The sequence below is a fragment of the Sphingomonas guangdongensis genome (assembly GCF_900199185.1).
Lineage (GTDB): Bacteria > Pseudomonadota > Alphaproteobacteria > Sphingomonadales > Sphingomonadaceae > Sphingomonas > Sphingomonas guangdongensis.
Genome location: NZ_OBMI01000001.1, coordinates 1,353,065 through 1,371,321, shown reverse-complemented (window position 1 = coordinate 1,371,321; position 18,257 = coordinate 1,353,065). Strand labels below are relative to the sequence as shown.

The 18,257-nt window shown below is 67.9% G+C and carries 19 protein-coding genes; 5 read left to right on the top strand and 14 right to left on the bottom strand.

Annotation, left to right across the window (positions count from 1 at the left end; genetic code table 11):
- Positions 1 to 36 precede the first annotated feature (36 nt).
- The 9 genes from rfbA to xseA form a co-directional block, all read right to left on the bottom strand.
- A complete protein-coding gene (gene rfbA, locus CRO12_RS06715; RefSeq protein WP_097063149.1) occupies positions 37 to 915 on the bottom strand; it encodes a glucose-1-phosphate thymidylyltransferase RfbA in 879 nt (292 codons plus the stop codon).
- Positions 912 to 1,799, bottom strand: coding sequence for a dTDP-4-dehydrorhamnose reductase (gene rfbD / locus CRO12_RS06710; protein ID WP_097063148.1), 888 nt, complete (start codon positions 1,797 to 1,799; stop codon positions 912 to 914). The genes rfbA and rfbD overlap by 4 nt, the downstream gene beginning before the upstream one ends.
- Before the next feature lie 3 nt (positions 1,800 to 1,802).
- Complete coding sequence (gene rfbB, locus CRO12_RS06705) at positions 1,803 to 2,852, bottom strand: dTDP-glucose 4,6-dehydratase (RefSeq protein ID WP_097063147.1); 1,050 nt, start codon at positions 2,850 to 2,852, stop codon at positions 1,803 to 1,805.
- Positions 2,853 to 2,862: 10 nt separating this feature from the next.
- A complete protein-coding gene (gene rfbC, locus CRO12_RS06700; protein WP_097063400.1) occupies positions 2,863 to 3,435 on the bottom strand; it encodes a dTDP-4-dehydrorhamnose 3,5-epimerase in 573 nt (190 codons plus the stop codon).
- 138 nt (positions 3,436 to 3,573) lie between these two features.
- On the bottom strand, positions 3,574 to 5,007 hold the full coding sequence (locus CRO12_RS06695) for a tetratricopeptide repeat-containing sulfotransferase family protein (protein ID WP_097063146.1): 1,434 nt from the start codon (positions 5,005 to 5,007) through the stop codon (positions 3,574 to 3,576).
- Positions 5,008 to 5,076: 69 nt separating this feature from the next.
- Positions 5,077 to 8,250, bottom strand: coding sequence for a TonB-dependent receptor (locus CRO12_RS06690; RefSeq protein WP_245858231.1), 3,174 nt, complete (start codon positions 8,248 to 8,250; stop codon positions 5,077 to 5,079).
- 243 nt (positions 8,251 to 8,493) lie between these two features.
- Complete coding sequence (locus CRO12_RS06685; protein ID WP_097063145.1) at positions 8,494 to 9,411, bottom strand: M23 family metallopeptidase; 918 nt, start codon at positions 9,409 to 9,411, stop codon at positions 8,494 to 8,496.
- Complete coding sequence (locus tag CRO12_RS06680; RefSeq protein WP_097063144.1) at positions 9,408 to 9,608, bottom strand: DUF2093 domain-containing protein; 201 nt, start codon at positions 9,606 to 9,608, stop codon at positions 9,408 to 9,410. The genes CRO12_RS06685 and CRO12_RS06680 overlap by 4 nt, the downstream gene beginning before the upstream one ends.
- Before the next feature lie 20 nt (positions 9,609 to 9,628).
- The gene (xseA, locus tag CRO12_RS06675) at positions 9,629 to 11,017 is read right to left on the bottom strand and encodes an exodeoxyribonuclease VII large subunit (RefSeq protein WP_097063143.1); all 1,389 of its coding nucleotides are present in this window, start codon (positions 11,015 to 11,017) and stop codon (positions 9,629 to 9,631) included.
- Between xseA and purD the strand changes: the two genes are divergently transcribed.
- Together purD and CRO12_RS06665 are read left to right on the top strand one after the other, a co-directional pair.
- The gene (gene purD, locus CRO12_RS06670; protein WP_097063142.1) at positions 11,016 to 12,284 is read left to right on the top strand and encodes a phosphoribosylamine--glycine ligase; all 1,269 of its coding nucleotides are present in this window, start codon (positions 11,016 to 11,018) and stop codon (positions 12,282 to 12,284) included. The two genes, xseA and purD, sit on opposite strands and share 2 nt — an antisense overlap.
- Positions 12,285 to 12,358: 74 nt before the next feature.
- Complete coding sequence (locus CRO12_RS06665; protein WP_097063141.1) at positions 12,359 to 13,072, top strand: hypothetical protein; 714 nt, start codon at positions 12,359 to 12,361, stop codon at positions 13,070 to 13,072.
- Between the two features lie 85 nt (positions 13,073 to 13,157).
- On the opposite strand, the gene CRO12_RS06660 is transcribed toward CRO12_RS06665, so the two are convergent.
- Positions 13,158 to 14,462: a hemolysin family protein gene (locus CRO12_RS06660; RefSeq protein WP_097063140.1), complete on the bottom strand. Its 1,305-nt coding sequence runs from the start codon at positions 14,460 to 14,462 to the stop codon at positions 13,158 to 13,160.
- A gap of 127 nt (positions 14,463 to 14,589) precedes the next feature.
- Between CRO12_RS06660 and CRO12_RS06655 the strand changes: the two genes are divergently transcribed.
- The gene (locus CRO12_RS06655; protein ID WP_179640890.1) at positions 14,590 to 15,258 is read left to right on the top strand and encodes a YiaD family glycine zipper/OmpA-like lipoprotein; all 669 of its coding nucleotides are present in this window, start codon (positions 14,590 to 14,592) and stop codon (positions 15,256 to 15,258) included.
- A gap of 27 nt (positions 15,259 to 15,285) precedes the next feature.
- On the opposite strand, the gene CRO12_RS06650 is transcribed toward CRO12_RS06655, so the two are convergent.
- The 3 genes from CRO12_RS06650 to CRO12_RS06640 are packed head-to-tail and all read right to left on the bottom strand — an operon-like array spanning position 15,286 to position 16,161.
- Positions 15,286 to 15,714 carry a nucleoside deaminase gene (locus CRO12_RS06650; RefSeq protein ID WP_097063397.1) on the bottom strand — a complete coding sequence of 143 codons (429 nt, stop codon included), beginning with the start codon at positions 15,712 to 15,714 and terminating at the stop codon, positions 15,286 to 15,288.
- Between the two features lie 31 nt (positions 15,715 to 15,745).
- Positions 15,746 to 15,937: a YqaE/Pmp3 family membrane protein gene (locus tag CRO12_RS06645; RefSeq protein ID WP_245858230.1), complete on the bottom strand. Its 192-nt coding sequence runs from the start codon at positions 15,935 to 15,937 to the stop codon at positions 15,746 to 15,748.
- Entirely contained in the window at positions 15,934 to 16,161 is a 228-nt protein-coding gene (locus CRO12_RS06640) for a hypothetical protein (protein ID WP_097063139.1), read from the bottom strand. Before CRO12_RS06640 ends, CRO12_RS06645 begins: the two co-directional genes overlap by 4 nt.
- 164 nt (positions 16,162 to 16,325) lie before the next feature.
- Here CRO12_RS06640 and rpmB point away from each other — a divergent pair, with 164 nt between their 5' ends.
- Positions 16,326 to 16,622: a 50S ribosomal protein L28 gene (rpmB, locus tag CRO12_RS06635; protein ID WP_097063138.1), complete on the top strand. Its 297-nt coding sequence runs from the start codon at positions 16,326 to 16,328 to the stop codon at positions 16,620 to 16,622.
- 73 nt (positions 16,623 to 16,695) lie between these two features.
- Here the strand turns inward: rpmB and CRO12_RS06630 are convergent, their stop codons facing one another.
- Positions 16,696 to 17,673 (bottom strand): esterase-like activity of phytase family protein, encoded by a 978-nt coding sequence (locus tag CRO12_RS06630; RefSeq protein WP_179640889.1) that lies wholly within the window; start codon positions 17,671 to 17,673, stop codon positions 16,696 to 16,698.
- A gap of 163 nt (positions 17,674 to 17,836) precedes the next feature.
- Here CRO12_RS06630 and CRO12_RS06625 point away from each other — a divergent pair, with 163 nt between their 5' ends.
- A complete protein-coding gene (locus CRO12_RS06625; RefSeq protein ID WP_097063136.1) occupies positions 17,837 to 18,205 on the top strand; it encodes a glycine zipper 2TM domain-containing protein in 369 nt (122 codons plus the stop codon).
- The last annotated feature ends 52 nt before the right edge of the window (positions 18,206 to 18,257 follow it).

Below are 18,257 nucleotides of genomic sequence, written 5' to 3'. Positions count from 1 at the left end.
CGCAGCGCTGCACGGCCAGTCCGCGCCGCTCAGTCGTCAGCCGTGACCTGAACGCTTCACCGCGTCGAGGATCGCGCGGCCGTAGCTGGTCTTGCGGAAGCGCTCGCCCGCCTCCCGAGCCTGATCCGGCGTGATGAAGCCCTGCAACAGCGCGATTTCCTCCAGACAGGCGATCTGCACGCCCTGGCGATGCTGGATGGTGCGGACGAACTCGGAAGCTTCGAGCAGGCTGTCATGGGTGCCGGTGTCGAGCCAGGCGTAGCCGCGCCCCATCTGCTCGACGAACAGGTCACCCGCGTCCATGTACAGCCGGTTGATGTCGGTGATCTCGAGCTCGCCGCGGGCGGAGGGCTGGAGGTTGCGCGCCATCTCGACCACGCGGTTGTCGTAGAAGTAGAGGCCGGTGACGGCGTGATTGGACTTTGGCGCCGCCGGCTTCTCCTCCAGGCTGATCGCGCGACCGTCGCCCGCCAGCTCGACCACGCCGTAGCGTTCCGGATCCTCGACCTGGTAGCTGAACACGGTGGCGCCGCTGGTCCGCGCGACAGCGCTCGCCAGCAGATCGGTCAGGTGCGCACCGAAGAAGATGTTGTCGCCCAGCACCAGCGCGACATGGTCGTCGCCGATGAAGTCCGCGCCAATCGTGAACGCCTGCGCCAGCCCCTCCGGCCGCGGCTGCTCGGCATAGCTGATCGCCAAGCCGATCGCCTCGCCCGACCCGAACAGTCGCTGGTAGTTGCCGAGGAACTCGGGTGACGAGATGATCAGCACGTCGCGGATGCCGGCCAGCATCAGCACCGACAGCGGATAGTAGATCATCGGCTTGTCGTAGACCGGCAGCAACTGCTTGTTGACCGCCAGCGTCGCGGGGTGGAGCCGCGTGCCCGATCCACCGGCCAGGATGATGCCCTTCACGTCGCTGCTCCGATCAGTTCGTCGAGGATGTCGCCGAGCGCCTGGCTCCAGGGCCGCGGCGTGATGCCGAACGCCGCCAGGCCGTCCGTTGCCAGCAGCGAGTTGGCCGGGCGGCGCGCCGGGGTCGGGTAGTCGGCCGTGGCGATCGGTTCGATCCGTGCGGTCGGTCCGCCACGCAACCCCGATTGCCGGAAGATCTCGCTTGCGAAGCCCGCCCAGCTGGTCGCGCCGGCGTTGGCGAAGTGAAAGGTGCCGGTTGGCGCATCCGGGTTCTCGGCTAGCCGCACCGCGATCGTGCGCAGCGCCGCGGCCAGGTCAGCCGCCCCGGTCGGGCTGCCGCGCTGATCGTCGACGACGCGCAGCACGTCGCGCTCGGCACCGACCCGCAGCATCGTCTTGACGAAATTGCTGCCGTGCGCGGATACCACCCAGGCGGTCCGAACGATCGCGTGGCGCGCGCCCGATGTCCGCACCGCGAGCTCGCCACCGAGCTTCGATGCGCCATAGACGCCGAGCGGGGCGACCGGATCGTCGACCGTCCACGCGGCGTCCTTGCTGCCGTCGAAGACGTAATCGGTGGAAACCTGGACCAGTGGCACGCCCGCTTCTTTGCACGCGGCGGCAAAGGCGGCGGGGGCGAGCGCGTTGACCTGCCACGCGGCGACCTGGTCGCCCTCGGCGCGGTCGACCGCGGTGTAGGCGGCCCCGTTGATGACCGCGGCCCAGTCGCGTGACGCAACGATTGTCGCGATCGCGGCGGGGTTGGTCAGGTCGAGTGCGGCACGGTCGAGAGCCACGACTTCATAGCCCGCCGGCCAGTCCGCGCGGGCGAGCTCGGTCCCGAGCTGTCCGGCCGCACCGGTAACGAGGACCGCGCCCGCCATGGCTCAGGCGATGCCGCGCCGCTCGGAAGCCTTGGCGGCGACCAGCGGCCGCCACCAGTCCTGGTGGTCGAGGTACCAGCGCACGGTCTTCTCGATCCCGCTCTCGAACGTCTCCTGCGGGCGCCAGCCGAGCTCCTCGCCGATCCGCGTCGCGTCAATCGCATAGCGCTTGTCGTGCCCGGGTCGGTCGGCGACGTGGGTGATCTGCGCGGCGTAGGGTCGCCCGTCGGCGCGTGGCGCGAGCCGGTCGAGGATGGCGCAGATCGTCTGCACCACCTGGATGTTCTGCTTCTCGTTATGGCCGCCGACATTGTAGGTGCGGCCGATCGCGCCGCGCTCGAACACCGCCTGCAGCGCGCGGACGTGATCCTCCACGAACAGCCAGTCGCGCACCTGATCTCCCGCACCGTAGACCGGCAGCGGCTCGCCATCGAGCGCCTTGGCGATCATCAGCGGGATCAGCTTTTCCGGAAAGTGGTACGGTCCGTAATTGTTCGAGCAATTGGTGATCAGGACCGGCAGACCATAGGTGTGCCCCCAGGCGGAGACGAGGTGGTCGGACCCGGCCTTCGACGCAGAATAGGGCGAACGCGGATCGTACGGCGTCTCCTCCGTGAACAGCCCGTCCTCACCCAGCGAACCGTACACCTCGTCGGTCGAGATGTGGTGAAAGCGGAACGGGTCCCGCGCGCCCTCGTCCAGGCCCTGCCAGTAGCTGCGTGCTTCGGACAGCATCACAAAGGTGCCGACCAGATTGGTCTGCACGAACGCGCCGGGCCCGTCGATCGAGCGATCGACGTGGCTCTCCGCCGCCAGATGGGTGATGACGTCCGGCCTGAACTCGGCGAGCGCGGCGCGCACCGCCGCCGCGTCGCAGATATCGCCCTGGACGAAGCCGTAGCGGTTCGATTCCGCTACTTCCTCGACCGTCGACAGCGTCCCCGCATAGGTCAGCTTGTCGAAGTTCAGCACCTCGTGGCTGGTGTTCGCGATCAGGTGACGGACCAGCGCCGAGCCGATGAAGCCGGCCCCGCCGGTGACGAGGATGCGCATCGCGATTCCTTCAGGCAAGCGGGCCGAGCGGGCGGCCGTCATAGGGGAAGGGGCTGTCGAACCCGACCAGTGACGGCTGCCTGCCGTCCTTTGCGCTCAGCTCCGGCGTTCGACCCGGCGGGAGCGGCCAGTCGACCGCGATGTCGGGATCGTCCCAGCTAAGCCCGCCATCCGCGTCAGGAGCATAAGTGTCCGAGCATTTGTAGGTCACCTCGCAGTCGGGCTCCAGCGTCACGAAGCCGTGAGCGAAGCCGACCGGGATGAACAGCTGGTCGCCATTCTCCGCCGACAGCTCGGCCCCGACCCACCGACCATAAGTAGGCGAGCCGCGTCGGACGTCGACCGCAACGTCAAAGATGCGCCCGCGGATGCAGCGGACCAGCTTGTCCTGCGCGCGCGGCGGCGCCTGGAAGTGCAGCCCGCGCAAGGTGAACGCCGGTCCCGAAAGCGAATGATTATCCTGCACGAACACGCAAGAGATGCCGAGCGCGGCAAAGGTGTCGCGGTTGTACGTCTCGGTGAACCAGCCGCGCGCATCGCCGTGGCGCTTGGGCCGGACGAGCTTGACGGGATTGTCGGTCATTGCGGTCGCATGCTCCAGCTTCACCCCGGGAATGCTGCTGTGCAGCAATTCCGCCGTCACCCTTACCAACGCGGAACTAACGGAAGCAAACGCTTTCAAGCGCGCGGCTCTGCGCTCATTCGGGACAAGGCCCGATGCTCAACCTCTTCCGTAAGCATCGAGGAACGGCTGCAAGTGCTTCCGGAAGGGTTGTGCTGCGCCGATCGCCCGCGTGTTGATCGGTGTCCGGACCTGCGTCACGCTCGCCGTGGTGACGGTTCGCCCGCTTCGCTCCGGTCGGAGCTGCTGCTGCTCCAGTGCTAACCCGCAGTGCTCGACGATCCGGGGAATCTGCTTTGCAGGATCGCTGACCAGTGCCGCATAGTCGACTGTCAGAATACGCTCCGGCCGCAGCGCGCGCCAGTGAGCATGTAGTGCATCCTCCAACCGCATCTGCTCGGCGATCTCTGCCAGGTCGAAGGTCCAGCTCAGGTTTGCCTGAAAGTAGGTGTGAAAGATCGACCAGGCGTTATCGAGCGGGTCGCGACGAACCCAGATGATCGGAGCGTCTGGCATCAAGGCAGCAATCACGCCCATGTGCCGGCCGCCAAGCAGCGTCTTGTCGACGACGCGGCCGGCATTTCCGAAGCGTTGTGCAAGAAGATGATCATACAGCGTCCGCGCCTCCGTCAGGCGAGAGGCATTGGCAACGCCGATCGTATCCGGTCCGCTGCCACCAAGCATGCTGACGGATTGCCGCAGGATCGACAGCTCTTCTCCGCCCACAACGGCGCTGTGGGCCGCTAGGATCTGCTCGATCAGCGTGGTGCCGGAGCGAGGCAGCCCGGTCACGATGATCGTGCGCGTAGAGGCAGCACCAGTTGATGGCAGCGCGGCGAGTTGCGCGGACGTCCAAGCCAGTCCTCCCGCCGCGCCGTCGCGATCGATCCCACCCGCACCGCCTCGTGCCACCCGCTCTGCGGACGCCCCCGTCGCGTAAGCGGTGAAGGCGCGATCAGCATCCCCTTGCTCAGCCAAGGACTTGCCCAGGGCGTAGAAGAAGGCGCCCCGGTCGGCGAGCGGCGCAGATGCCATCACGTCCTCTAGGGCCAGCATCGCAGCGCCATCCTCTTCCGGAACCGGGCCGATCATCGCGAGCGTCAGCCAGCTGCGACCTGACGTAGGCGCCACCGTGACGGCCCGCTTGAGATGGGATCGAGCGCTTTCTAGGTCACCCTGGTTGAGGGCCAGCGTACCGCACAGATAGGCGTGGCGCAGTGGGTCGGGCACGTCAGCCGGCACGCTCGCGAGAATGGATTGCGCATCCGCCAGCCGGCCGGTCTGGGCGTACACCTCGGCCTGTGCAAAGCGGCCGAGCGCGCTGTGACCGGTGGCGGCGGCGAGGAGGTCGATGGCACGGCGCGCATCGCTAAGTTCGCCGTTCTCTATCAGAACGGTAGCAATTGCACGCCATTGCCCGCCGAGCGGTGCACGCAGGCGGATGAGGTCGCGGGCGGCGCGGTTCACGCCCGATCGGTCGCGAGTGGCAAGCGCCGCCTTGAGCCCGGAGAGTGCGGCTGGAATACTGGTCATGCCGTCGCTCGTACAAAAGAAAGGGGCGACGCCAAAGGCGCCGCCCCATGCTTGGCCTAATCAAGCTGATCAGTTGGTGTTCGAATCGCCACCACGTGATGCTGAACCACCACCGAAGCGGAGGCCGAGCGTAAACCGGACTGCTCGCGGAGCCTGGTAACCGATCGGCTGACCGAAGCGGGAGTTAATCTCGCCGTCCGCATTCTCGCCGAATTCATTGTAGTCGATCTTGGATTTGAAGTTGAAGACGTTGAAAACGTCGATGCTGACAAAGCTGCCTGGCAATGCGGCGATGTCATAGCCGAGGTTGACGTCAATCTGCTTACGCCAGTTGCTCTGGAACGCGCTACCGCGCTGAACGGGATAGCGCACCTGTCCGTTGAGGCCGAAATAGTCCGGATCGCCGAAAAGCGGCAGATTGGTGGTTACTCCGCCGTTGCTGGAGAACTGCGGCTGACGGCAGTAGTAGCTCGCCTCACCGTAGATCGCGGCGAATGCATCGGTCGGGTGATAACCGTAGCAGGAGAACTTACGGGGCGACTCGAAGAACAGGTTCGCACCGAATCGCACGCCCTCAAACAGCTTGACCGCCCCGAACAACTTGAACGCGTGCTCGCGACCGTTTGCCAGCGGGCCGTAAGAGTTGTCGAGTAGACCCGGCTGGTCGAAGTCCTGCGTCAGACCCGCATCGTCTTGGCCAATATCCGACTTGACCGCACCTTCGTAGTTGCCGCGCAAACGGGTCCACACATAAGAGCCGCCTACCTGCCATCCATCACGGAACGGCTTGTTGAACTGAAATTGTACGGAGTCATAGTTGCGGCTCGCCGCGGGAAAGCCGAGATCGTTCGCCGTCAGCGTTGCCACTTCGCACTGACGTGCGCTTACCGCGCAGTCTCCGTCGAGTCGTACTGTGATGTCGTCGCCCGGATTGGCGAGCACATACTGGTGGAAGCCGCTCCAAACGTCATCGCAGCCTGCGATGCCATTGGCAGCGCAATACTTCAGTACTGCCGCGTCGATGGCCACGTCATCCAAAGTGCGACCGAGGCGACGGTTGAGGTAGGTTAACGAGAAGTCCCAGTCGCCGATGCGGTGCTGAACACCCACCGACCACTCGTCCGTGTAACTTGGCGCAAGCGACGACGACACCAGAGTGTCGGTCGGTCCCTGCACGCCGTCGGAGGTAATCGAGAAGCAGGCCTGGCCGGCGTTCGGACCTCCCGCCGGACAAACACGCGATCCGGTGAGAGCGCCGAGACTAGTGATGTTGCCGTCCGCGCCGATCGTGAGACCCGCGGGCAAACCGTTGGCATCCCGGACGTCTGGACTCGCACCGGCCGGAAAGGCGAAGCGCTGCCGGTAATAAAGTTCGGCACCGCCAAGGCGGATGTTGGTGTTCGTCGCCACCGGCAGGAAGTAGCGGCTCCACGTCCCCCTGATGCTGGTCCGCTTGTCGCCGAAGACGTCGAACGAAGCGCCGAGACGCGGTCCCCACTGATCACCTGACTTGAAGTAGGTGGTGCCATCCAGCGCATCGTTGCTGAACTTGTCATTGCGAATGCCAAGTTGCAGCGTCAAGCGATCATCAAGGAGCGACCAGCTGTCCTGAATGTAGAAGCTCTCGTTCAGGCTTTTGAAGGTCCCGATGTTTTCGTAGAAATACCGATCGATAAAGGGAAACCGTGGGGCGGTGGTTGTCGCGGCTACGACACCGATCTCGTAGCGGTAGTCACCCGCGTACCGCGTGTCGGTGACAGAGGTGAGTTCCTCACGCTCGTATCCAGCGCGGAAATGGTGCGACCCGAGCAGGTTGACGTACACGTCTGCGTCCGCCCGGTAAAACTTGCGGGTGTCGTCGTCACGGTTGTTCGCCGAGTTAAACCCGCTCGCCGTCGTGGTAGTTCCGGTAAGAAAGCTTTGAGCAAACGCTCGGATCGGCGCGGGTTGCTGAACGCGCTCGTCATGATTTTCGCCATAAGCACCTGACAGGCTCAGCCAATCGGTAAACTGGCCCGTGTAGGTGACAACAAAATTGTCACCGCCCTGCTTCTCAATCAACGTTCCCTGGGGCGCGCCGATCGCTTGCGTGGTCCCGTTGAACGCGTCGTAGTTGGTGCGGAACGTCTGCTTGTTGCGGAAATATGTTCCTTCCAGGCGGTGCCCATCAGCGATGATGAAGTCAAGCTTTCCACCGAAAAACGGAGAACTGTTGACGGTCGTCAGCCGGTTACCCCCAGTTATGCTGCTGTCCTGCGTTCGCGTGTAATTAGGATTGTACAGAGCATAGAAAAACAGCCGATCCTTGATGATAGGACCGCTTAGGTAAAAGTTAGCCTCAACGTCCTCGGAGTAATCATTCTGATTGAAGGCGGCATAGGTGTTGGGCGAGTCGTCGCGTAGCGCATCGGGAGAGTAGGCGATGACCGCGCCCGCCTCCCAATCATTTGAGCCGGATTTGGTGACTACCGTAGTGAAGCCGCCGAGCGCCCGGCCAAATTCGGCCGACAGACCGAACGATTTAACGTCGATAGAGCGATAAAACTCAATCGGCGGGTTGTTCGCACCGACGAAGTTCCGGAAGTTAGTGACGTTCAGGCCGTTTACATAATAAGCATTCTCGGCGACCGTCGCTCCTCCGATTGAGGGCAGGTTGCCAAACGCGGTATCGCCAAGACTGACGCCCGGCGACAGGGCGATCAGCGCTGTCTGATTACGTGCGATCGGCGTGTTGTTGAGCAACTGACTTACGTCACCGATGTTGAGGCCACCGGTGTTGCTACCGAAGTCGTTGCCGCGCTGGACTGATCCAGTGACGACGATATCGTCGCCCGTTTCCGTGGTGGCGGTGCCCACGGACCCGCCCACGGTGAAGGTGTAGGTGTTGTTCGCGCCCGGATTGATCGACACCTGATCGGTCAGCGGGGGATTACCGCCGGCGGTTACCGTCACCGTGTACTGGCCCGTCGGCAGCGTCTGCACGCGGAACGAGCCGTCGCTGTTGATGCTGACCGTGCGGGTGAAGCCCTGCGCATTGGAGCGAACGGTAACAGTGCCTTCGGTCACGCGCGCACCAGACGCGTCCGTGACCGACCCGACGAGCGCGCCGGTCGTGAAATCCTGTGCCGCGGCCGGCGCTGCCGCAAGACCGCCTGCCGTCAGGCCAGCGCCGAGCAGCGCCAGTGCCTGCAGGGCCGCGCTTGCGCGCAGGCCGGAGCGCATGTTGTTGAAGTTGCTGATCACGAATGGTCCCTTTTCTGCGGCCTACCGCCTCCCTGAGGCGCGGCGTTGGCGGCCAGTGCGCGCGCCCGACGCGCAACAATTGTACGCGCGGGCGTCATAAGAGCGGGATGGAACCGAGCGAAAACGCTGTAAAGCTATCGTTTCAGGGAGATTGCTGGTTTTTTCGAACTGTAGCTGAAATGCCACAGGAATGTCACAGCTTCGATAGCTTGCAATTGATCCCGAGCAAGCCCGCAGTCGAACTCAGCGGCTCATCTCACCGGCGACCAGCAGCGGATCGATCCGCGCCTCGTTCCACTTCATGCCCCAGTGGAGGTGCGGTCCGGTGGCCCGGCCGGTTGCGCCGACCGCGCCGATCGACTGGCCCTGGCGGACCCGCTGGCCGACCGCCACATCGATGCGCGACAGGTGCAGGAACGCGCTGTTCAGTCCGTAACCGTGGTCGATCATCAGCAGATTGCCCTCCAGCGTGAAGGGCGTGTCCGCGGCGAGGATGACGACGCCGTCCGCTGGCGCGACCACCGGGGTGCCGGTCGGCACGGCGACGTCGACGCCCGAGTGGTAGCTGCCAGGCTCGCCGCGGTAGATGCGCTGCGCCCCGAACAGGCCGGAGATGTGGCCGGTCGCCGGCCAGACGAAGCGCTGCCGCCAGCCGTCAGCGTCGCCATCGATCCGCCGGGCGGCGGCGATCTGCGCGAGTTCGGCCGGACGGCGGCGCGCGAACTCGGCGGACGGCTGGCTAATCCGGGGCAGGCTGTCGAGCCGCTCGATCCGCCACCCACGCGAGGCGACGGTGAGCGTCCGCGTTACCGTTCGCCCGTCGGCGAGCGTCGCCACGAGCGCGGCGGACGCGCCCGCGTCACGATCGAAGCCGAGCAGGAAGCGACCATCGCCAGCCACCCGCACGGCCACGCCGTTCAGCGTCAGCGCGCGGGTGCCCGCAGGCGCCGTGCCGAGCACTACGCCGCCTTGAACCGCCGGCCCGTCCAGCACCACCGCGGCGGGCTGGTCGGCGTTCGACGGCTGGGGCAGAGGGGCCGCGGCGACCGCGGTCGGCGACCGCTCCTGCTCTCCTGCTGGGATCGCCGCGCAACCGCCGAGCAGCGGGACCAGCGGCAGTACGCCGGCGACGCGTGCGAGCCGCGCGGCCCGTCGCCTCATCGCGGCGCCATCGCCTCGCTCGCCGCCTGCGCGGTTGCGAAGGGCTGCTGTCGGAGCACGTCCCAGTAGCGCAGCTGGTCGAGCGGGATGCGCACGCCCGTCACGCCGCAGACGACGTGATCGCCGGGGGTCAGTACGCGAAAGCCGTTGGCCATGTAGTGCAGCCGGGCGGGCCGGTCGGTGTTGTTGACGAGCATGGGCCTGGTTCCGTCGGCTGTCAGAGGGTGTCTAGCAGGCTTGGCTGCTCGGGTCGGCCGCGATACGCCTTGCCGCCGCTGCGCTCAAGGCGCGCGTCAACCGCGCCGTCGTGGAAGTGGAGCGTGACGGCGCCCGCCGCCTGCGCCGCAGCCACGCCCGTCACGACGCGCCCGGTCGCGCGCGCCTCGATCCGGGCATAGCCGCGCTCCAGCGGCTTGTTAGGGTGCGCCGCCTCCAGCAGCCGGGCGAGCCCGTCGAGCCGGGTGCGCGCGGTGGCGAGCCGCTGGTCGAGCATGGCGGGCCGCAGCGCGCCACCCGCCCGATCCAGCGCCCGCCGGCCGACCGCCACCCGCCGCTCGAGCGCGAGGTTGAGCCGCTGTACCAGTTCATCGGTCCGCTGGCGCTGCGGCCCCAGGATCGCGTCGCGACGTGGCAGCACGCGAACCAGCGCCGCCAGCCGCTCGCGCGCGCGCTCGGCATAGCGGCGCGCGCAGCGCTCGGTGCGGAGCGACAGCGCGGCGACCGCGCTCTGCAGCTCGGCCCGGACCGGAACCGCGAGCTCGGCCGCCGCGGTGGGGGTCGGCGCGCGCAGGTCGGCGGCATGGTCGCACAGCGACGTGTCGGTTTCATGCCCGACCGCGGAGATGATCGGGATAGAGCAGGCGGCAACCGCGCGCACCACCGCCTCCTCGTTGAAGGCCCAGAGATCCTCGATCGAGCCGCCGCCGCGCGCGACGATCACCAGGTCGGGGCGCGGCACCGGACCGCCGGCCTCGATCGCGTCGAAGCCGCGCACGGCGCGCGCGACCTCCTGCGCAGCGCCCTCTCCCTGCACCTTCACGGGCCAGACCAGCACGTGGGTCGGACAGCGATCGGCCAGGCGGTGGAGGATGTCGCGGATCACCGCGCCGGTCGGTGAGGTCACCACGCCGATCGTCCGCGGCAGGAACGGCAGCGACTGCTTTCTCACCGGATCGAACAGCCCCTCGGCCGCGAGCCGCGCCTTGAGCTTCTCGAGCAGCGCCATCAGCGCGCCCTCGCCCGCCAGCTCCATGCGCTCGATGACGATCTGGTATTTGGAGCGGCCGGGGAAGGTGGTGAGCTTGCCGGTGGCGACCACCTCCACCCCGTCGGCCGGCGCGAAGGCGAGCTGCGACGCCTGGCCGCGCCAGATCACGCCGTCGATAACCGCCGCGTCGTCCTTCAGGCAAAGATAGGCGTGGCCCGAGGCCGCGCGCTTCCAGCCCGAAATCTCCCCGCGCAGCCGGACATGACCGAACTCGCCCTCCACCATGCGCTTCAGCTGACCCGACAGCTCGCTGACCGACAGCTCGGGCGCGTTGCTGCCCGGCACCGCCTCCGCTACCAGCCGGGCCGGTCGGAAGTCGTCGGAAAAGGGATCGGGCATGAACGTCCTGCTACTCGGGTCGGGAGGACGGGAACATGCGCTCGCCTGGAAGCTGGCGCAATCGCCCGGGCTCACCCGGTTGTTCGCCGCACCCGGCAATCCGGGCATCGCGGCGCACGCGACGCTGGTCGACTTGGCCGTCGGCGACCACCGCGCGGTGATCGATTTCTGCCGACGCGAGCACATCGGCTTCGTCGTGATCGGGCCGGAGGCGCCGCTGGTCGCGGGGCTCGCCGACAATCTGCGCGCCTGCCGGATCGGCGTGTTCGGCCCCGGCAAGGCGGCGGCACAGCTGGAGGGATCGAAGGGCTTCACCAAGGACCTGTGCGCGCGCGAGAACATCCCGACGGCGCGCTACGAGCGGGTCCATGCGCTCGACGGGGCCCGGGCCGTGGTGGGCGAGTTCGGGCTGCCGGTCGTGATCAAGGCCGACGGGCTCGCTGCCGGCAAGGGCGTCACCATCGCAACCAGCGCCGACGAAGCCGACGCCGCGCTCGTGTCGCTGTTCCGCGAGGGCGGTGCAGAGGCAGTGATCGAGGAGTTTCTGGAGGGCGAGGAAGCGAGCCTGTTCGTGCTGACCGACGGCACCCACCTGCTGCCCTTCGGCACCGCGCAGGACCACAAGCGCGTCGGCGACGGCGACACGGGCCCGAATACCGGCGGCATGGGCGCCTACAGCCCCGCGCGCGTCCTCACCCCCGCGCTGGAGCAGCGCGCGCTGGACGAGATCGTCGCGCCGACGGTGCGGGCGCTCGCGCGGATCGGCGCGCCGTTCCAGGGCGTGCTCTATGCCGGACTGATGCTGACGCCGGAGGGTCCCAAGCTGATCGAGTACAACGCGCGCTTCGGCGATCCGGAGTGTGAGGTGCTGATGCCGCGGCTCGACGGCGACCTGCTGGAAATACTGGTCGCGACCGATCGCGGCACGCTCGACCAGGTCACGGCGAACTGGCGAATTGACACGGCGCTCACCGTTGTGATGGCGGCTGACGGCTATCCGGGCGCGCCGGCGAGCGGCGGCGCGATCGCCGGGCTCGAGGCGGCCGCGGCGACCGGGGCTCTGATCTTTCACGCGGGTACCGCTACCCGCGGCGATGCGCTGGTGGCGAGCGGCGGGCGCGTGCTCGCCGTCACCGCGCTCGGCGTTAGCGTCGCGGAAGCACAGGGCACCGCCTATGCCGCCATCGACGCAATCGACTTTCCGACCGGCTTCGCCCGCCGCGACATCGGCTGGCGCGAGGTGGCGCGGGAGAAAAGCGCACGCTAACGGACCGGGGCGGTGGCGGCGCAGGACCCCGCCCGCTATCCTCCCCCACCTCGCGTAACCGGAGCAGCGTCCCCATGACCAACGCCACACCCGCCCCGACCGGCGGCGCGATCGCGTCGATGGAGGGGGTGACGACCACGACCCTGATCCTTATCGCGATCGGCGCGGTGATCGTGATCATGCTGATGATCGCGGGCGCGCGGATGAAGCGCCGGCGCAAGGCCGCCGAGCAGGAACTGCGCAACCAGGCGGAGACGGGCGTGGCCCCCGGCACGCTCACCGACGCCGACGCGCGGCCGGTTGTCGGCGCTCCAGCTGCCTCGGCTGTTGAGCCCGCACTCACTCCGGAGCATCCGGCGAACAGCGAGACCAGCGCTGCCCCGCCGCCGTCTGTCGAGCGTGCGAAGCCTATCGACAACGCGCCGGTCGCACCGGCGCCGCCGCCGCTTGCCGGCGACGACACACCCGTGGTCGCTGCCGCTCCCTTCGACGCCTCCCCGGCGAGCGTCGCCGCCGATCTCGCGACGCCGCCGGCCGCGCCGAACGCCGATCAGGACGACCTCACCGTGATGAAGGGCGTCGGGCCGCGTCTGGCGGTGCGGCTGGGGGAGCTCGGCGTGAGCCGCTACGCCGACCTCGCCGCACTCACCCCGGAACAGGCCGACGCGCTCGATGCGCAACTCGGCAACTTCCGTGGGCGTCTGGCCCGCGACCGCTGGATCGAGCAGGCAGCCTATCTCGCCCGTGGCGACCGAGCCGGCTTCGAAGCGGCGTTCGGCAAATTGTGAGCGGCCGGTTCTGAAGCGCTCGTGCTGAGTGGCGGCAGAGGGTCTTGGACAAGCTCAGCGGCCACTTACGACGAACGGAGGATATTTATCCCACGCGGCTGACGAGCAGCTTGTCGATCTTCCGCCCGTCCAGGTCGACGATCTCGAAGCGCCAGCCCTGCTCCTCGAAGGACTCGCCCTCGTCCGGCAGGTGCTTGAGCACCGCGAGCGCCAGGCCCGCGACGGTCGCATAGTCGCGGTCCTCCGGCAGCTCCAGGTCGAGCCGCTCGGCCAGCGCATCCGCGGCCATGCTGCCGGCGACCAGCAGCGATCCGTCGTCGCGCACGGTAATCGGCGGGTTGTCGAAGTCGTCGACGTCCGACACGAAATCGCCCGCGATCGCGGCGAGCAGATTGGCCGGTGTCACGACTCCCTCGAAATGGCCGTACTCGTCATGAACCAGGCCCATCGGTACTTCCGCGCGGCGGAGCACACCCAGCGCGTCCATCGCATCGAGCTGGTCGGGGAGCACCGGCGCCGGCCGCATCAGCTGGCGGAGCGACAGGGCCTGCCCGCGCACCAGCGCCTCCACGATGTCGCGCGCCTGGACTACGCCGACTACCGCGTCGACCGAGCCCTCCGCCACCGGCAGCCGGGTGTGCGGCGTTTCGAGCAGCTTGGCGCGCAGGTCGGCCTCGCTCAGGTCTACGTCCAGCCACTCGATGTCGGTGCGCGGCGTCATGACCTCGCGCACTGGTCGGTCGGCCAGGCGCACCACGCCCGAGATGATCGAGCGCTCATGCTCCTCGATCACCCCTGAGTTGCGCGCCTCCGCGACGATCAGATGCAGCTCTTCCGCCGTGACCTGGTTCTCCGAGTCGCGGCTGAGCCGAAGCAGGCGGAAGATCAGGGCGCTCGACGAGTCGAGCAGCCACACCAGCGGCGCGGTGATCCGCGCAAGCCAGATCATCGGCACCGCGACAATCGACGCGATCGTCTCCGGCACCCGCAATGCGAATTGCTTGGGCACCAGCTCGCCGACGATCAGCGAGGCGTAGGTGGTGAGCCCGATGACGATCGCGAACCCGACGTTTTCCGCCACTGCCGGCGACAAGCCAAACGCCTCCAGCCGCGCGGCGGTCGGTGTGCCGAGGCTCGCGCCCGAATAGGCGCCGTTGATGATGCCGATCAGCGTAATCCCGATCTGCACGGTTGACAGGAACTTGCCCGGATCCTCGCCCAACCGCAGCGCGGCGGATGCGCCGCGGTGCCCCGCCTTCACCATCGCCTCCAGCCGCGCCTTGCGCGAGGAAACGACCGCGAGCTCGCTCATCGCAAAGACGCCGTTCAGCGCGACCAGCATCAGGATGATGAGGACATCGATCCACGGAAAAGGGGGGAGCGGGGGCATGGTGGTCCCCTGCCCATATCCGCTGTGCCACCGCTTCCACAACTGCCCGCGTCATCAGGCGTTCAGTTCGCTGGCGGAACAAGGGCGCGGACGGGTGGGTTTAGGTCCAAACGAAAGGGAGTTACCGATGATTCGATCGAAACTGCTGCTCGCCGCCGGGCTGGCGTCGATGACGCTGACATCTGCGTGCGTCACCGATCCGGAAACGGGCGAGCGGACGATTTCGAAGGCGGCAATCGGCGGCCTGGGCGGCGCGGTCGGCGGCTATCTGCTGGGCGACCTGGTAGGCGGGCGACGCGACCGGACGGAGAAGATTCTGGGCGCCGGTATCGGCGCGATCGCCGGCGCGGGCATCGGCGCCTATATGGACCAGCAGGAGCGCGAGCTGCGGGCCCGGACCGCGGGCACGGACGTACAGGTGATCCGCCAGGGCGACGAGCTGGTCCTCAACATGCCGTCCGGCATTACCTTCGCGCTCGATCAGGCATCGATCCAGCCGCAATTCCGCCCGACGCTGGACGAGGTCGCGCGGGTGCTGTCGCAGTACGAGCAGACCTATGTCGACGTCTACGGTCACACCGATTCGAGCGGGTCGGACGCCTACAACCAGGGCCTGTCCGAGCGTCGGGCGACCGCGGTCGCCGATTACCTGTCGAGCCACGGCGTGCAGTCCGCCCGCCTCGGCACTCGCGGCTTCGGCGAGACCCAGCCGGTCGCGTCGAACGACACGGAGGACGGCCGTGCGGCCAATCGCCGCGTCGAGATAAAGATCGTTCCGGTGACGCGCGAGGGGTGAGCTTAATGGCCCGGCGATGCAGGGTCGTTACCGCCGCCCTGCAAAGAACCCGCGCAGCAGCGCCGCCGCTTCCGCCTCACCGATCCCGCCGTACACCTCCGGCCGGTGGTGGCAGGTCGGCTGGGTGAAGAAGCGCGGGCCATGCTCGACCGCTCCACCCTTCGGGTCGGCGGCACCATAGTAGAGCCGGGCGAGCCGCGCGTGACTGATCGCGCCGGCGCACATCGCGCAGGGCTCCAGCGTCACCCACAGGTCGCATCCCTCAAGCCGATCCCGCCCCAGCACCGCGGCGGCTTCCCGGATCGCGACGATCTCGGCGTGCGCGGTCGGATCGTGGCGCGCACGCGGCGCATTGCCGCCGGTCCCCACGATCCGGTCGCCCAGCGTCACCACCGCGCCTACCGGGACTTCGCCCTGCGCGGCAGCCGCTTCAGCCGCGACGAGTGCGGCACGCATCGGGGCGGGGAAGCGGAACATCGGCCGCGGCTTAGCCGCGAGCCGGCGATGCGTCACCCTCCCGACGTAGCACGGTCCACAGCGCGAAGACGACGCCGGGCACCCAAGCGAGCAGCGTCAGCGCGGCCGCGGTCCAGAACGGTCGGCCGCCGCCGCGGCGCAGATAAACGCCGAGCGGCGGCACCAGCATCGCGGCTGCGACCTGGCCTCCGGTCGCGCTCACTTAGGCGCGGCGGCGTTGTCCGCCTTCTGCACGTCGACGACCGGAACCTGGACCGTCTTGTTGACCGTGCCGACATCGATCGTGCCGACATCGACCTTGGGTGCGGCGCCGCCCTTCACGCTGACCTCGGGCAAGCGTCCGCCGTCGATGGAGATCATGCCGAGCGAGAGCAGGACGATCAGCACGAGCGCGGCGAGGCCGAGCAGCACGAGAAGAGCACGCATCGACGATCCTTTCGAGATGGAGGGGAGTTCGGTTCGCTTGTGAAACCAACGCCGGCTGGTGCCGGAGGTTGCATCCGCCGCCACGTGAATCGGTTGACGTCGTCGCCTGCCTCCGCTAGGGGCGCGACCTTTCCGGATAGACCCGAGAGACAGGATTTAGAGCAATGTCGCGCATTTGCGAGCTGACCGGCAAGGGCCGGCAGGTGGGCCACAACGTGTCGCACGCCAACAACAAGACCAAGCGCACGTTCCTGCCCAACCTGCAGAACGTGACGCTCCTCTCCGACGCGCTCGGCACCAGCGTGCGGCTGCGCGTGTCGACGCACGGCCTGCGCTCGGTGGAGCATGTCGGCGGGCTGGACAACTGGCTGCTGAAGACCAGCAACGACGACCTGTCGCTGCGCGCGCGTCGCCTGAAGCGCGACGTCGCCAAGAAGCTCGCGAGCACGCAGGCGGCCTGAGCCCGCTCGCTCCCGCCTCGATTGCTACCGTGACGTGCCGCGCGGGAACACCGGTTCCCGCGCGGCGCTTCGTTCAGGCGCCGGCACGCAGGCGAAACTTGAGCAGCAGGGTGCGCTGCCACCGGCTGGTGTTGTCGTCGCTGGCGATCCAGACGATGGTGTTGCCCCCCTCGCGAGTGATGGCGAGCCCCTCCAGATTGTCGTGGAGTACGGGCGGCGCGAACGTTGCGATCTCCCGGCCCTCGACCCGCGCCCCCGCCCGGATCGCGGCGCGCTCGACCACCATCAGCTTGGCAGTGAAGAGCGGCGGAAAGCGCTGCAGCCGGCGGGTGAGCACCACCACCCGGCCGTCGGGCAGTTCGGCGGCGTCGGTCGCCTCGTAGCCGGCGGGCGGCACCAGCGTGAACGCCGCCACCCGCGCGTCCGGTTCGGTCGGGTCGCTATCGAAGCGGAGTGCGGGCGATCCGCCGTCCCCGCGAACACTCTCGGCGAACACCAGGAAGCTGCCGTCGCGCAGCCGCACCAGCGCCTCCGCCCCGCCGTTCGCATCCCAGCGCCGCATCTGCAGCGGCCGGCGCGACGCCTCGGCGCGGCGGAAGTCGCCGCTGTAGCGCCACACCGCATTGTCCCGCTCGAACCCCACCCAGGCGTGGCGGCCATCTGGACCGAGCGCCAGTGACTCGCTGTCGCGCTCGCGCTTTGACCAGCCGCGGCCCGGCCCGCGGGGCAGCACGCCGAACCAAGGATTGCGGGGGTTGAGGTCGGGTCCCATGCTGAAGCCGAACAACAGGCCGCCGTCGCTCAGCAGCGTGAAGCGACGGCCGCTCACCGCCAGCGCGGAGAAGCCGCCGAACGCCCTGTCGCCGCTGCGGAACTGTAGGCTTCCAAGGAAGTCGAGCGCGCCGAGCCGGGTCCGCGCGGGATCGCGCTCGTCCAGCGCGAGCCGCCGCACCCGGACCTCCGGCGTTCCCGCGTAGCGCGGCATGTGCTCCTCGTCGGTCCAGGTCGGCAGGAGCACGAGGACGAGAAGGACGACGAGCAGCAGGCGCACGCCGCCGCTCTTAGTCGCGGGCCTGTCCGGCGCCACCCCAATTCGCTGAACGCCGGCTGACAGCCACATTCAGGCTGCGGGAAGCGCCGATGTGCGAATCACATCCTTGTCGAAGCGGTTGATTCGCAGCCGCCTGAGAAGTTTGAAGCGAGGAGTGTACCCCATGTTCAAGAAGCTGACCCTTGCCGGTGCCGCGTTCGCGATGGGTGCCGTCAGCCTGGTTCCTGCGACCCCCGCGATGGCGCAGCGCTACGACCGCGGCTACTCCTATGATCGCGGTGACCGCTACGGCTACAACGATCGCCGCGTGTATCGCGGTGGCGACCGTCGCTACTACAACAACTACCGCGCGCGCCAGAAGTGCAACGACGGCGACGGCGGCACGATCATCGGCGGTGTCGCGGGCGGCCTGCTCGGCAACCAGATCGCCGGCCGCGGCGACCGGACGCTCGGCGCGATCCTGGGTGCGGCTGCCGGTGCGCTGGCCGGCCGGGCGATCGACCGCTCCGACCGCCCGAACTACTGCCGCTGACGATCGCAGGCGGCGAGGCCGACGCCTCGCCGCCGGTGACCCAGCGGGTCAG

What these genes read in the sequence shown, in the direction of transcription:
- rpmB (WP_097063138.1), top strand. Translation starts at nt 16,326, where the DNA reads ATGTCGCGCATTTGCGAGCTGACCGGCAAGGGCCGGCAGGTGGGCCAC.
- CRO12_RS06665 (WP_097063141.1), top strand. Translation starts at nt 12,359, where the DNA reads ATGACCAACGCCACACCCGCCCCGACCGGCGGCGCGATCGCGTCGATG.
- CRO12_RS06685 (WP_097063145.1), bottom strand. Translation starts at nt 9,411, where the DNA reads ATGAGGCGACGGGCCGCGCGGCTCGCACGCGTCGCCGGCGTACTGCCG.
- CRO12_RS06680 (WP_097063144.1), bottom strand. Translation starts at nt 9,608, where the DNA reads ATGCTCGTCAACAACACCGACCGGCCCGCCCGGCTGCACTACATGGCC.
- rfbB (WP_097063147.1), bottom strand. Translation starts at nt 2,852, where the DNA reads ATGCGCATCCTCGTCACCGGCGGGGCCGGCTTCATCGGCTCGGCGCTG.
- CRO12_RS06650 (WP_097063397.1), bottom strand. Translation starts at nt 15,714, where the DNA reads ATGCGTGCCGCACTCGTCGCGGCTGAAGCGGCTGCCGCGCAGGGCGAA.
- purD (WP_097063142.1), top strand. Translation starts at nt 11,016, where the DNA reads ATGAACGTCCTGCTACTCGGGTCGGGAGGACGGGAACATGCGCTCGCC.
- CRO12_RS06695 (WP_097063146.1), bottom strand. Translation starts at nt 5,007, where the DNA reads ATGACCAGTATTCCAGCCGCACTCTCCGGGCTCAAGGCGGCGCTTGCC.
- rfbD (WP_097063148.1), bottom strand. Translation starts at nt 1,799, where the DNA reads ATGGCGGGCGCGGTCCTCGTTACCGGTGCGGCCGGACAGCTCGGGACC.
- CRO12_RS06640 (WP_097063139.1), bottom strand. Translation starts at nt 16,161, where the DNA reads ATGCGTGCTCTTCTCGTGCTGCTCGGCCTCGCCGCGCTCGTGCTGATC.
- CRO12_RS06625 (WP_097063136.1), top strand. Translation starts at nt 17,837, where the DNA reads ATGTTCAAGAAGCTGACCCTTGCCGGTGCCGCGTTCGCGATGGGTGCC.
- CRO12_RS06655 (WP_179640890.1), top strand. Translation starts at nt 14,590, where the DNA reads ATGATTCGATCGAAACTGCTGCTCGCCGCCGGGCTGGCGTCGATGACG.
- CRO12_RS06660 (WP_097063140.1), bottom strand. Translation starts at nt 14,462, where the DNA reads ATGCCCCCGCTCCCCCCTTTTCCGTGGATCGATGTCCTCATCATCCTG.
- xseA (WP_097063143.1), bottom strand. Translation starts at nt 11,017, where the DNA reads ATGCCCGATCCCTTTTCCGACGACTTCCGACCGGCCCGGCTGGTAGCG.
- rfbC (WP_097063400.1), bottom strand. Translation starts at nt 3,435, where the DNA reads ATGACCGACAATCCCGTCAAGCTCGTCCGGCCCAAGCGCCACGGCGAT.